The sequence below is a fragment of the Rahnella inusitata genome, assembly GCF_965118895.1.
Lineage (GTDB): Bacteria > Pseudomonadota > Gammaproteobacteria > Enterobacterales > Enterobacteriaceae > Rahnella > Rahnella inusitata_A.
In genome coordinates this window covers 159,406-172,952 of sequence record NZ_CBCPJJ010000014.1, presented here as the reverse complement: position 1 = coordinate 172,952, position 13,547 = coordinate 159,406, and the positions used below count along the sequence as shown (strand labels likewise).

Annotated in this window: 12 protein-coding genes; 5 read left to right on the top strand and 7 right to left on the bottom strand. The window is 53.2% G+C overall.

Going from position 1 to position 13,547, the window contains the following annotated elements:
• Nucleotides 1-130: 130 nt before the first annotated feature.
• Together ACMHLI_RS14235 and ACMHLI_RS14230 are read left to right on the top strand one after the other, a co-directional pair.
• The gene (locus ACMHLI_RS14235) at nt 131-1,453 is read left to right on the top strand and encodes an MFS transporter (RefSeq protein WP_413530027.1); all 1,323 of its coding nucleotides are present in this window, start codon (nt 131-133) and stop codon (nt 1,451-1,453) included.
• A 59-nt stretch (nt 1,454-1,512) separates the two neighbouring features.
• On the top strand, nt 1,513-2,277 hold the full coding sequence (locus ACMHLI_RS14230; protein ID WP_413530026.1) for a CDP-diacylglycerol diphosphatase: 765 nt from the start codon (nt 1,513-1,515) through the stop codon (nt 2,275-2,277).
• On the opposite strand, the gene ACMHLI_RS14225 is transcribed toward ACMHLI_RS14230, so the two are convergent.
• The 4 genes from ACMHLI_RS14225 to pdeH all read right to left on the bottom strand — a co-directional run bounded on the left by ACMHLI_RS14225 (nt 2,278) and on the right by pdeH (nt 6,113).
• Complete coding sequence (locus ACMHLI_RS14225; protein WP_413530025.1) at nt 2,278-2,688, bottom strand: helix-turn-helix domain-containing protein; 411 nt, start codon at nt 2,686-2,688, stop codon at nt 2,278-2,280.
• A complete protein-coding gene (locus tag ACMHLI_RS14220; RefSeq protein ID WP_413530024.1) occupies nt 2,685-2,996 on the bottom strand; it encodes a type II toxin-antitoxin system HigB family toxin in 312 nt (103 codons plus the stop codon). Before ACMHLI_RS14220 ends, ACMHLI_RS14225 begins: the two co-directional genes overlap by 4 nt.
• Before the next feature lie 73 nt (nt 2,997-3,069).
• Nucleotides 3,070-5,124: an AsmA family protein gene (locus tag ACMHLI_RS14215; protein ID WP_413530023.1), complete on the bottom strand. Its 2,055-nt coding sequence runs from the start codon at nt 5,122-5,124 to the stop codon at nt 3,070-3,072.
• A gap of 212 nt (nt 5,125-5,336) precedes the next feature.
• The gene (pdeH, locus tag ACMHLI_RS14210) at nt 5,337-6,113 is read right to left on the bottom strand and encodes a cyclic-guanylate-specific phosphodiesterase (protein ID WP_112167452.1); all 777 of its coding nucleotides are present in this window, start codon (nt 6,111-6,113) and stop codon (nt 5,337-5,339) included.
• 284 nt (nt 6,114-6,397) lie between these two features.
• On the opposite strand from pdeH, the gene ACMHLI_RS14205 reads away from it, so the two are divergent.
• Complete coding sequence (locus ACMHLI_RS14205; RefSeq protein ID WP_112167451.1) at nt 6,398-6,601, top strand: 2-hydroxymuconate tautomerase family protein; 204 nt, start codon at nt 6,398-6,400, stop codon at nt 6,599-6,601.
• Between the two features lie 204 nt (nt 6,602-6,805).
• Nucleotides 6,806-7,744 (top strand): sugar kinase, encoded by a 939-nt coding sequence (locus ACMHLI_RS14200; RefSeq protein WP_413530022.1) that lies wholly within the window; start codon nt 6,806-6,808, stop codon nt 7,742-7,744.
• A gap of 144 nt (nt 7,745-7,888) precedes the next feature.
• Here ACMHLI_RS14200 and ACMHLI_RS14195 read toward each other — a convergent pair whose 3' ends face one another.
• The 3 genes from ACMHLI_RS14195 to hmsP form a co-directional block, all read right to left on the bottom strand.
• On the bottom strand, nt 7,889-9,379 hold the full coding sequence (locus ACMHLI_RS14195) for a M16 family metallopeptidase (RefSeq protein ID WP_413530021.1): 1,491 nt from the start codon (nt 9,377-9,379) through the stop codon (nt 7,889-7,891).
• Nucleotides 9,380-9,707: 328 nt separating this feature from the next.
• Nucleotides 9,708-11,000, bottom strand: coding sequence for a dicarboxylate/amino acid:cation symporter (locus ACMHLI_RS14190; RefSeq protein WP_413530020.1), 1,293 nt, complete (start codon nt 10,998-11,000; stop codon nt 9,708-9,710).
• Between the two features lie 224 nt (nt 11,001-11,224).
• Nucleotides 11,225-13,207, bottom strand: coding sequence for a biofilm formation regulator HmsP (hmsP, locus tag ACMHLI_RS14185; RefSeq protein ID WP_413530143.1), 1,983 nt, complete (start codon nt 13,205-13,207; stop codon nt 11,225-11,227).
• Here hmsP and ACMHLI_RS14180 point away from each other — a divergent pair.
• Nucleotides 13,122-13,382 (top strand): hypothetical protein, encoded by a 261-nt coding sequence (locus tag ACMHLI_RS14180; RefSeq protein WP_413530148.1) that lies wholly within the window; start codon nt 13,122-13,124, stop codon nt 13,380-13,382. The genes hmsP and ACMHLI_RS14180 overlap by 86 nt on opposite strands.
• Nucleotides 13,383-13,547: the final 165 nt, after the last annotated feature.

Sequence of the window (13,547 nt, the reverse complement as noted above, 5' to 3'; positions counted from 1 at the left end):
ACCCGCCTGAAACCCGCTTTTCCCGGCTGCCTGATGCGTTGAAATGCCGCCTCGCTCTGCATAAGATGACTTTTCGCTATACATTTATTTACATTAGTTCCCTCTCACTCATTACAAATAAGAAACACTTATGCAAGCCACCATCACTCCTGAATTAGAAGCTGACGCGCACCTGGTGAGTCAGAACTCCCGCGGCAAAGTCATCGTGGCATCGCTGATCGGTACGGCCATCGAGTTCTTCGATTTTTATATCTACGCGACCGCCGCCGTTATTGTGTTCCCGCATATTTTCTTTCCGCAGGGCGATCCGACTGCCGCGACGCTTCAGTCGCTCGCGACCTTCGCCATTGCCTTTATCGCACGCCCGATCGGTTCTGCGCTTTTCGGCCACTTTGGCGACCGCGTCGGACGTAAAGTGACGCTGGTTGCCTCGCTGTTGACCATGGGCGTCTCCACCGTGGTCATCGGCCTGCTGCCGACGTACGCCACCATTGGCGTCTTCGCCCCGCTGCTGCTGGCGCTGGCGCGTTTCGGTCAGGGTCTGGGCCTCGGCGGTGAATGGGGCGGGGCGGCATTGCTCGCCACAGAGAATGCGCCACCGAAAAAACGCGCGCTGTACGGTTCTTTCCCACAGCTCGGCGCACCGATTGGCTTCTTCTTCGCCAACGGCATGTTCCTGCTGCTGTCGTGGCTGCTGACCGACGAACAATTCATCGCCTGGGGCTGGCGCGTGCCGTTCCTGCTTTCCGCCGTACTGGTACTGGTTGGCCTGTATGTGCGTGTGTCCCTGCATGAGACGCCGGTTTTCGCCAAAATCGCCAAAGCGGGCAAACAGGTAAAAGTACCGATCGGCACCCTGTTCACGAAATACAAAAAAGCGACCCTGCTGGGCACCTTCATCATGGTCGCCACTTACACGTTGTTCTACATCATGACGGTTTATTCGCTGGGCTACGGCACGGCGGCGCAGCCTCTCGGGTTAGGCATTCCGCGTAACGAATTCCTGCTGATGCTGATGATTGGCGTGATCGGATTTGGTGTGATGGTGCCGATTGCGGGCCAGCTGGCGGACAAATTTGGCCGTCGCAAAACCATGATCTGCATTACGCTGCTGATGATTGTCTTTGCGCTTAACTTCCCGACGATTCTGGGTTCCGGTTCGCAGGCACTGGTAATGGTCTTCCTGCTGTGCGGATTCATGGTGATGGGCCTGACATTTGGTCCGATGGGCGCGCTGCTGCCGGAGCTGTTCCCGACGGAAGTTCGCTATACCGGCGCCTCCTTCTCCTATAATGTGTCTTCGATACTGGGTGCATCCGTTGCGCCGTACATCGCCACCTGGCTGGCAACCCATTACGGGTTGTTCTATGTGGGCGTTTATCTGGCATCTATGGCAACGCTGACCTTGATAGCGCTGCTGCTGTCCAAAGAAACTGCCCATCAGTCACTGTAACTGACCTGGATACCGTGCCCGGTACGCGCCCGGCACGGTGCCTTCTGCGAAGGTTTCTTATGCGCTTACGACGATTGATCCTGCCTCTCCTGCTCCTGCTTATCGTGATTGCCGCCGCCCTCTGGTATTTTTGGCCTCACAGCTCTAATCCCAACGCCCTGTGGAATATTATCAGCCAAAAATGCCTGCCGAATCAGCGCAGCAATGGCAAACCCGCGCCCTGTGCGCAGGTCGATGAACAGCAGGGATTTGTGGTGCTGAAAGACATGAACGGGCCGCTGCAATATTTGCTGATGCCCACCGCACGCATCACCGGAATGGAAAGCCCGGCGCTGCTGGAGCCAGCCACACCGAACTTCTTTAGTCAGGCCTGGGCCGCACGGCATTATATGGCGGAAAAGTACGGTAAACCGATTGATGACAGCAACGTCTCATTGGCGATCAATTCTCAATACGGGCGTTCACAGAACCAGCTGCACATTCATATTTCGTGCCTGTTGCCGGAGGTGAAAAACCAGCTTATCAAAGACGGCGCGGCGATGGGATATAACTGGCAGCAATTGCCGGACAAGCTGCTCGGTCACACCTATCTGGCGCGCAAAGTCACCCCTGCTGAACTGAATCAGAGAGGCGCTTTCCGCATTCTGGCCGAAGGTGTGCCGGAGGCTGATAAAAAGATGGGGCACTTCGGTATGGCGATGGTCAGCCTGCAAGGCGGCGATTTCCTGCTGCTCGCCAGTGAACGCGACCTGCTAAAACTGAACAACGCTTCCACCGAAGAAATTCAGGACCACAAATGCGCGGTACTGGATCCGGTGCCTTAATTAAATAAACAGCGCGGGCGAAATACCGAAACGGGCTGCAAGCTTGCCAATGTGCTCCACTGTGAGCTTGCGCTCTCCGCGCAAAATACGCGACACCAGCGATTTACTGCCAATTTCATCCGCTAAATCACTTTGCTTGAGACCATGTTGATCCATCAGGGTCATTAAAACGGCGATGCCATCGGGCAGCGCCGCCATTTCTTCACGAAACGCGATAACATCTGGCAGGGTATTTTCATAGACGTTTATTTTATTGCTGACGATATCCAGCAACGGGCTGGTCGGGTTGTTTATCAATAAATACTCAACCAATTCCAGCGCTTCCTGATAATCCTTCTCGCTGGCGTGGTCGCCCAGCAAAGGTACGGCGCTGACCAACGCCTCAGTCGCTTTAATGGCTTCGTTAATCATTTCTTTTTACCCCGGTGCAAATCGGTAAAACGATCGTATTCGGCGTGTGTATACACGCCTTTCACGTAGAACTTTTGGCTTTCGAAAAATATCAGTGCGATGACCCTGACATCATTTCTGGCAATATTGATAACATAATGTTTATCGAGATATTTGAAGTTATCCAGCGAAGGGTAGACCTTCTTAAGAGCTGCCGGAGTGGGGAAATTCCCTTTTTCTATCACCTTACCCAGGCTCAACAATTCCGCTTTATAATGAGGAAATCGTACAGCAGCTTCGGCTAAGGCTCGCATTGTAATCAGATGCATGCTTATTCCATAAGTTGACAACCTGGCAACAGATTAACATCGCCATGCCAGGTTGCCAATATGGCAACTACATTTATTTCGCCTTCATCTGCTGCAATATCGGACCGCACTGATTTTCTGCGCTGTCGCTTGGGGAGATGAGCGCGAGCAGCGCGGCGGCAGGTGCGACAATGGCACCGAGGGCGACGGCTGCTGCGCCACGGGCGATGAGTGGCCCCGGTTTCACACCGGCATCCGGATTTTTATAGGTGCCGCGCACGTACAGCGGCGAGCGCAGGGTCAGGACTCGTAACCCCTTACTTTCCGGGTCGATGGTGAGATCCAAACGCTCGGTCGCCATGTTGGTGCTGCCGGTGATGGTGATCACCGCATTCTCGGTATCGAATACAAACAGACGCGGCGTGACCAGACCGTTTTTGATATTCACGTTGGCGGCAGCGCAGTTGATCGCCACTTCGTCATCGCCGAACAGCTTCCCAACCAGATAATTCCCGACGTTCAGCCCGGCCAGCTCCATCAGGCTGCGGCTAATGACGCCGTCATTAATCAGGATTTTCATGTCACCGTTACTGCTGCCAAGCAGCGCCGCGACAGAGTTCCCGGTGCCGGTGAGCGTCGCATCACCGTTCAGATCGCCCAGACTACGCTCCATTGACTCCATTTTCGGCAGCAGCTGTTTCAGCTTCAGATGACGGGCGTGCAGGTCGGCACGCGCACGCATCGGCGATTTATCCCCTTCCAGACGGATAGTCGAATTAAGGTTTCCGCCCGCGACGCCAAAGCGCAGTGGATCGAGCAGAATTTCACCATTATTCAGTTTCAGATGGGTGCTCAGGTCACTCAGCGGCAGGGATTCGCCGTGCTCGATGCGCTTCGCGCTGAATTTGACGTCCGCATCCATCGCCCCCCAACTTTTGGTGTCGAATTTCTCCACCGGCAGGACTTTGTCCGCAGGCTGACGCGTCGTCTCACCCCGTTTGGCTTTGTCTTTATTGGAATCAGCACCGATAAGCGGCGCCAGATCGGCAAAGCGCAGCTGTTTAGACACCACTTCACCGGTCAGTTTCGGCCGTGGTTTACTGGCCTGATAGGTCAGGGAACCGTGGATGTCACTGTCGCCAATTTCCCCGTTAAAGTTCTGATAACGGTAAATTGCGCCATTTTTATCATGCAACGTCGCCGATAAATGCCCGTCGGTAGAGTACGGCGGGGTTTGCGGCAACAGCACGCCGGTCAGGCCATACAAATCAGACAATGTCTGGCCAGAGAATTTCAGACGTAAATCCAGACCGCCGAGGTTCATCGGATCCTGTAACGTCCCGGCGACGGCCACGCGGGTATTGCCCGAGCGGACGTCAGCCTGCAACGGGAACAGCGCATCGGCGTCTTTCAGCGCTAACATTCCGCCGATTTTTCCGCTGCCCGAGAGCGATTCACCGTTGTATTTACCCTCCACTTTCCAGCCAAACACGAAGGGCGGCGTTTTAGTTTTCGGCGCGTCTTTTTTATCGCCTATGACTTCGGTAAACGGCAGCGGTTTGCCCAGCGGATCAATCACTGCGCGGAAATCGGCTTTCATTTGGGCGTCTTTATAATCAATCTGCCCACGATCAAAAACGATATCGTTAAGCGTGAACGACCAGGCTGACGGCGGCTGCGCCGGGTCTTTCTTGTCGCTGTTGGCGAGATTGAACGTCCAGTTATTTTTGCCGTTGGCTAAACGCAATAGCGAGGCGTCAGGCTGTTTCAGCCAGATGCGCGGGATCAGCACTTCTTTGTGCAGCAGCGCGAGTGGCGCGATACTGGCATCGACGCGCGCCAGTTTCACCATCTGCGCGTCTTTCTCGCCGCCCTGAACGTCGGAGGGGTTACCCAGCACGATGTCTTCGGCATGAATATGCGGCCACGGCACCCACGCGCGCCAGCCAGCCTCATCCTTCTGCCGGGACCAGTCGACGCCCAAATCACCACGGATGGCGAACGTCCGGTTCAGCTCAGTGCTGACTTTTTGGTTGATAGTGGGTTTGAGGCGATTCCAGTCGAACATCGCAATGAAAATGACGATGGCGACCAGCAGAATGATAATCACGCCTGCAATCCACGAGATCACTTTACCTGTGCGCGTCATAAACGGGTTCCTTTCAGACAGTTAACGAATTCCAGAGTTTAAACATAGTTGAATTCGACCTGTCTTGCCTGAAACGACGCAGAGACAACGGAGTTATGGGGAGGGGGCAAATGAGTATAAATCAAGTAAAATCAAGGTGATGAGAATGTATCACACCAGTGCAACTCACCCGGCATTTTGAGACGTGCCTGAGCTAAGTTTGGTGTGATTCATTATCCTTCGAAATGTATTGGCAAGTTATCGAGGCCGTCAAACGTCGCCGGGCGCGCCAGATAATATCCCTGAGCGGCTAACGCGTCAGATTTACACACCATCGCCCACTCTGCGGCGGTTTCCACGCCTTCAATAATCACGCCTTTACTGTAGCGGTTCATGAGCGTCACCAGCGTGTAGAACAGGCGCGAGCCCTCTTCGCTCTGACACAGCAGAATAAACAGGTCACGGGCAATTTTGATGTACTCATAATGCCAGGTCGTGAACGAGGAGAAGTTCGCAATGCCCTGACCAAAATCATCCAGCCACAGGCGGTCGGACTGTTCAATTTGCGAAAGCGGAATACTCAGCGCATTTTCGGCACTTTCGACCAGTTCAAACCGGACGTAAGGCATTGCGCTGATTTGCGCGCGCAGCGACGATTCAGACTGCAACATCTCCAGCACCTGACCGTCGACGTTAATCGACGCCAGCAGGCCATTATCGATAAACAACCGCTGCCAGCGCTGCAAAAGGTCGAGCTGTTCCTGCACGATTTGCAGGCGTTTACCCACGGCTATCGCGACAAAATAATGCTCAGGCGAAATAAATTTCTGCGGTTCGCCGGGATGGAAAACGCCGGTCAGTAATTCAATGCCCAGCAATTTTCCAGTGGTACGGTAAATGGGCTGAAAACGGTACACTCTCTGACATTGACGCCAGTAAGACTGTGCTTTTACGCGCTCTAGAGCAGTAAAAGAAGGCGTAATCAGCCCTAACATCATCTTAGTTATCATATTTTTCTGCCGTCATGAATAAGAGTCAGATAATCAAGGACATGCGGCAACATGTCTTCCGTGACTACAATGAATGACGTGCCGACAAAGTAGTTCGATTTCCTGGCTTTCTTTTGTAGAGATATCTATCGGCGCAGCGCGCAGAAACTTTAATCACTCCTCATCTCCCTGCGACGTTTCCGCACGAAAAACCGTAAACCGGTGCTGGAAGTTCTTTTGTGCAGGCTCTACATTGGAAGCTTTGCAACACTTCATTAACCGCACGTCCCGATTCGGAGAGAAAAATGCCTTACGTCAATATCAAAATCACCCGCGATGGCGCGACCGCCGAACAGAAGAAAGCGCTGATCGCAGGCGTGACACAATTACTGGTCGATACACTGGGCAAAAATCCAGCGACCACCACGGTAATCATCGATGAAATCGACACGGATAACTGGGGACTGGGCGGGCGTCCGGTGACGGAACTGCGTAAAGAAAGCAAATAACGCGCTTTTCTGTTTGTCCGATGTGGAAGCCGCGCGGCTTCCCTTTTTTCATTCCTTACACGCCTTTTTTCGATCTTCCTCGTAAAAAATAAAACCTCGTTTTAATTTTATTGACTGACCGCATTCTTATGAAGAGACTAGAGCGTAATAATGACTGACTTTTCTTCTCTTTCGTTTTAATGCTTCAGACATAGGCCAGGTACAATGACTCGCAAAAACATTGCCGTTATCGGCGAATGCATGATCGAATTGTCACAAAAAGGCGACGCTTTAAACCGGGGTTTTGGTGGCGATACGCTGAACACGTCAGTTTATATTGCCCGCCAGGTGTCGCCCGACGCGCTGAATGTGCATTACGTCACCGCCCTCGGCACTGACAGTTTCAGCAATGAAATGGTGCAGGCGTGGCAAAAGGAAGGGGTTAAAACCGATCTGACCCAGCGTCTTGATAACAAACTGCCAGGCCTGTACGTGATTGAAACGGATGACACTGGCGAGCGCACTTTCTATTACTGGCGCAACGACGCCGCCGCGCGTTACTGGCTCGACAGCCCGCATTCTGAAGAAATCTGTCAGAAGCTGGCGCAATTCGATTATCTATACCTGAGCGGCATTAGCCTGGCTATCCTGACCGAAGAAAGCCGCGACCGCCTGATGACCCTGCTGAAAGCCTGCCGTTCACGCGGTGGCAAAGTGATTTTCGATAACAACTACCGCCCGCGTCTGTGGGCGAGCAAAGAGCAGACGCAATCCGCCTACAACGCCATGCTTTCCTGCACCGATATCGCCTTCCTGACACTCGACGACGAAGACATGCTGTGGGGCCAGAAGCCCTGCGAGGAAGTGATCGCCCGTACGCACGCGCTTGGGGTGAGTGAAGTGGTAGTGAAGCGCGGCGCTGACAGCTGCATCGTCTCCAGCGCCGAAGGCGAGCTGCATGATGTGCCTGCGGTGAAACTGCCGAAAGAGAAAGTCGTCGATACCACCGCCGCCGGAGATTCTTTCAGCGCGGGATATCTGGCGGTGAGGCTCACCGGCGGAAGCGCGGTGGAAGCAGCAGTGCGTGGGCACGAAACGGCGAGCACGGTGATCCAGCATCGCGGGGCGATCATTCCGGTGGAGTTTATGCCGAAACGGGCATAAGGCGGCAGCTTTGCTCCTGCCCCTGGAAGAGGGGAAAGGCTTTTTCCCTCTTCCAGGGGCAGGAGCAGAAAGTCATGTGATAACGGCTGCTGAAAAACCGAAATACTCTCGATCAGATTAAAAAGGGATTTAAAAGAAAACCCCTTATTGCACCGCTGCCGTCGGTGCGGCTTCGACAGCCGGGCTGGCTTCAGCTGGCGCCATAATCTTATCGTATATCGCTCTCAACTCCCCGGCATTGACCTCGGGTTCGCCTTTCGGCTGAGCCACCAGCAACGCCGGCTCACGCGACAGTTGCTGTTTCAGCTCCTGATTCAATACCGGTAAGGTCAGCGTTGAAAGGAACTGCTGACGCAATTGCTGATACTGCTCCGGCGCGATGTCCACGACGCCATTTTGCTGTGAACGCAGACGCTGACTCATCAGCACGTCGGTGTCTGTACGGGCATAGGTCGCGAACAACTTGCTTAACTGGTCGTTTTTCTGGGCAATCAGCGCATCGAATTCAGCCTGTGAAATGCCTTTGTCACGTACCACCAGCAGTTCTTCAGAAAGACGTTTTAACAGCTCAGCCAGTCTGGCCTGTGGCGCTTCGATACGGATAGCACACTGGGCGCGCTGGAACTGCACGTTACAGTCGAAACCTAAGCCTGCGGCAGGCGTTGTGGCGTCTTTCTTGTTTTCAAACGTAGTTTTCAGCGCTTCCTGTAAATGCCAGAACAAGGCTTCACGGGCTAAATCACCACGCCAGTATGTGGCCAGCGCCTGTGAATCCTGAATCGGCTGCCACGCGCTGTCCCACATTAATGACAAACGATCCTGCGTCAGGTTGTCGTCCATCAGCGTCATGGATTTTGTCGTGAGTTCTGAAAGCGTCGGCATCGTTTGCGGTGTCTGACGGTTTCCCTTCAGCGGTGAGAAGGTGCGGTTGATTTGTTCGCTTAACGCGCGACCATCCACATTGCCCACCACGAATAACGTCATCGCGTCTGGCGTATACCACTGATGATAAAACTTAATAAGGGCGTCGATGTTGACGGGTTTCGTCGGCAGCTGGTCAGGATTATGCCCCACCAGCGTTGAGCCGGTAATACGCGCACGCCAGAAAGCGTCCTGGGGATTTTGTGGCAACGACCCCACCGGATCCTGCGATTCCTGACGGGCGGCGCTCACCAAAGCAGGCGTCACCGAGATTTTCCCCGCCGTGTTCGCCAGCCAGTTCAGGGCGTCTTTCAGCAGATCCGGTCGGTTGTTCGGCAGGCTCAGGTTATACATGGTGAAATCATACGAATTGACCGCGGGCGGCAATGGCCGTTGCGGATTGATACCCTGCTGCCAGAGAGACTGGAGCTGAGCGGTGCTGAATCCTTCGCTGTGCATTAACGCCAGACGAGGGAGGAAATGGGTATAACCAGACTGTTGGGCAGACTCTGCCAGCGAGCCGGTGCGTACCACCAGGCGTAATTCAATGCGATCGCTCGGACGTTGTGGTGTGGTCAGAAGCTGCCAGGTGAACCCGTTATCTAACTTTCCCTGCTGCCAGGCCGGGTCGGGTTGTAATGTTTCTGCCTGCACATGACTTGCTGCTGCCAGCAGCAATCCACCAATGAGTAAACGGATTTTGGTGCCCTGCATGTGAACCCCTACGTAATGACAATCCAATTTTCAGAGTGCTGTCCTGCCGGTGTCTTACGACGCGCCCACAGGAACTGAATGCGTAAAATAAAGGCCGAAAAATTACGGCTCTTCGTTAGACCTCGGGTTCTGCGCAATGTCGCGCACCCGACGAAAATATTCTGGGAAATACCGCCGCAAGCGGTGTTTGAGAGGCATATTATGAAGATAATCCACCGGTTACATCAAGTAAACGGTGGATTTTAGGGGGGATTGAGGCTAATTAAATGCGTTTTTTGGAACCTTAAGCGGGTTTTATGCACAGATATCACCCGCTGTTTGGAAAGGTTTAAGCGCCTGCAGCTGACTTCTCTGCTTCCGTCAGGCCTTTCTGGCCGTTCAAGGTCGCTTTAAGCTGGCCTTCATCAAGCTGACCGCACCACTTCGCGACCACAATAGTTGCCACGCCGTTACCCACAAGATTGGTCAGCGCACGTGCTTCTGACATGAAGCGGTCGATGCCCAAAATCAGTGCCAGACCCGCTACCGGTAAATGCCCGACTGCTGACAATGTCGCCGCCAGTACGATAAACCCGCTGCCGGTCACGCCCGCCGCACCTTTTGAGGAGAGCAGCAATACCACAATCAGGGTGATCTGATGCCAGATATCCATGTGGGTATTGGTGGCCTGCGCAATAAAGACCGCCGCCATTGTCAGGTAAATTGAGGTACCGTCGAGGTTGAAGGAATACCCCGTTGGGATCACCAGCCCGACCACCGACTTTTTACAGCCCAGACGCTCCATTTTATCCAGCATCCGTGGCAGCGCCGACTCAGAAGAGGATGTCCCCAGTACGATCAGCAGTTCTTCTTTGATGTAGTTAACAAACTTGAAGATGCTGAAACCGGTGAAGCGCGCGATAAGCCCGAGTACGACCACCACGAACAGCACGCAGGTAAGGTAGAAGCACAGGATCAGCTGGCCGAGCTGCACCAGAGAACCCACGCCGTATTTACCGATGGTGAAGGCCATTGCACCAAAGGCTCCCAACGGTGCCAGACGCATGATCATATTAATGATGCCAAAAATGACCTGCGAGAAGCTGTCGATCACGTTGAAAATCAGCTGGCCTTTGTGGCCAAGGCGGTGCAGCGCAAAGCCAAACAGCACGGCGAACAGTAAGACCTGCAGGATATTTCCGCTGGCGAAGGCACCGATTACGCTGGAAGGAATGACATCCAGCAGGAACGAAATGATGCCCTGGCTTTGTGCCTGTTCGGCGTAGATTGCCACCGCTTTAGCATCCAGCGCCGCCGGATCAACGTTCATCCCGGCACCTGGCTGGACGATATTGACGATCACCAGCCCGATAATCAGTGCCAGCGTGCTGACAATCTCGAAATACAGCAGCGCGATGGCGCCCGTACGTCCGACCGCTTTCATGCTTTCCATGCCGGCGATACCGGTGACGACCGTACAGAAGATAACTGGCGCGATAATCATTTTGATTAATTTAACAAAACCGTCACCTAACGGTTTCATTTGCGCACCGAGTTCAGGGTAGAAATGTCCCAGCAGGACACCCAGGGTTATTGCCAGAAGCACCTGGAAATACAGGCTTTTGAAGAGTGATATTTTCATGACTAGCCATCCTGATGTGTGAGTATCGCCCTCTGTTTTGTAGGGGTACGGATAATGGGCGACTGCCGAAAAGTAACACCATCACAACATCATGGAAATATTTTGTTTCCTCCCGAAAAAACGGGTCATGAAAAAACAGAACTGAAAGCATTCAGCAGACGAAGAGTAAGTAAAAAAAGTACGAAAAGTGACGGGCTGGAGGGGAATTCCTGCCCTGGGGCAGGTTATTCAGCGGGGCAAAACTTTTGTTCGAAGGCGTCTTTTGACAGCGGCGCAGAGAATAAATAGCCCTGGCCTAAGAGAATATTCTCTTCAAGCAGCCACTGGCGTTGCGCTTCGGTTTCGACACCTTCGGCCACTAACTGGATGTTCATCGCACGGGCGATGGAGGCCACAATGTTGACCATGACGTCGTCCTGCGGCAGAACGCCGACAAAGCTGCGATCGATTTTGATGACATCGATCGGCAGCGAGCGCAGGCGGTTCAGGTATTCCAGACCAGAATATCCCAGGCCAAAATCATCCAGTTCGATCGACACGCCCACGGCGCGCAATTCACCCAGCAGCAGCAGCGCGCGATCTAAATCATCAATGCGCGCAGTTTCGGTGATTTCCAGCACCAGCTGCCCCGGATTGATTTTATAACGGCTCAGCAGACTGCGAAGTTCCGGCAGGAAATTGCGCTGCTGTACCTGAACGCCGGACAGATTCACCGAGAGTGGTAAATTGATGCCGCGGCTCTGCCAGTCCGCGAGGATCCCGCAGCCCAGTTCAAGAATCTTGTAGCCCAGCATACTCATGACGCCGATTTCTTCCGCCAGCACGATGAAATCACTTTCCAGCCCGTAGCTGCCGTCGGGCATTTTCCGACGCAACAGTGCTTCAGCACCGACCACCGCGCCGGTGCGCATATTCACCTGCGGCTGGATAAACAGTGTGAAATCATTTTGTTCCATCGCGTGCAGAATGTCGTTTTCCTGCAACAAGCGCTTTTGAATCTTTTCCGTTAATTCCGGCTCGAAGAACAGGATTTGATTTTTACCCTGCTGATAAGCTGAAACGCGCGCGGCGCGGGCATTGACCATCAGCTGCTGCGCGGTCGCCGGGAATTCGCCGGTATGCTGCACTATCCCGATACTGCCGGTCGGATGCAGAGACATATTGCCTGCATCGCTTTCCTGCGGGGCATTGATGCGTTCCATGATTTGTCGGGCGAGACGCATCGCCATAAACGGCCGGGTGATGTCCCCCGCCAGCAAAGCAAATTCGTTATAGCTCAGGCGCGCCAGTAAGCAGTGTTCAGGGAGCGCTTCAATGATAGAAGACACCAGCGGGCAATCCACATGCCCGTCATCGCGCAGGCTTTCAATACCGATAAGCAACAGATGAAAGCCTTTTTCAGGCTCGGTGGACTGCAACCTGTGTTGCAGCCGAGCCATGAACTGTTCTTCATTACTGACACAATTTTGCGCGAGCGGCGGTGTATCACTGATGTGTTGCTGTATTTTCTGTAACTGTTGCTGATTGCGGTTGTAGCTGCGCACCAGCATTCCAATTTCATCATCTTCATGCAGCAAAGGCATCGTCAGCTGATGAAAGGGCACGTCGCTTTCCGGCAGGGACTCCAGCTCGCGGGCGATAGTGCGCAGCGGTTTGACGATGAGACGGTTGATGACCCAGCTCAGTGAAATGGTAAGGATCAGTGCCAGCAACAGATAAGTGGTGAGCATGGTCGAGAGCGCGCTGACGATAAACTGATACATCCGGTAGGAGTCAGCCTGCAGTACCAGATAGGCCAGCGGTTTCGGATCTTTAGGGCTGGCGGCAGCAGAATAAAGAGGAACAGAAATGGTTACCGGCAGATTAAACCCGCGGGAGATCCAGGGCGGAACCGGGCGGCCCGCAGGAAAATTCGTGTGCAACGCGGCGATTTGGTTAGGCATCACGACATTCGCACGGCTGAGAATACCGACCGGTTGCAGCGTGTTCAGGATGTCCTGGGTTTCTTCCAGATCCACATCCAGCACCGCCTGCGACAGCGGCTCCCTGACGGAATGTGCTATGTTTTCAAGCTGCTGGGCGTAATCATCCCTCCGTTGTTGCACAAAGTGAAACAACTGGATGACGATAAAAAAACAAATAGTTATCGCAGCCACGCTCGATACGGCTGCCATCTGTTTGATTGTTAACGAACGCCTGACGCGCAACATAGTTCTCCATCAACTGCCAACCTGTTTTGCTCCATGTACCTTATCAGGAACAGTAATTGTGCGCAGTATACCTTATATCGCGTTATTTCGAGGTGAAACAGGGGCTTTTGGTTATAAAAAACAACGTGTTTGCCGGGTAACGTTCATCACTAAAATACTTTATGTGTTTTGACTGACAGAAAACCTACACTCCGCATTAACCTGATGATTAGTGATGTCATTAAAATTCTGAGTTAAACGCTTCTGATTGAATCAATGTGCTGTACATCACACTCAAAACAATGGTTTCATCTCACATAACGGAAAATTTCAGCTCAATTAAATAAAAAACCTTTTC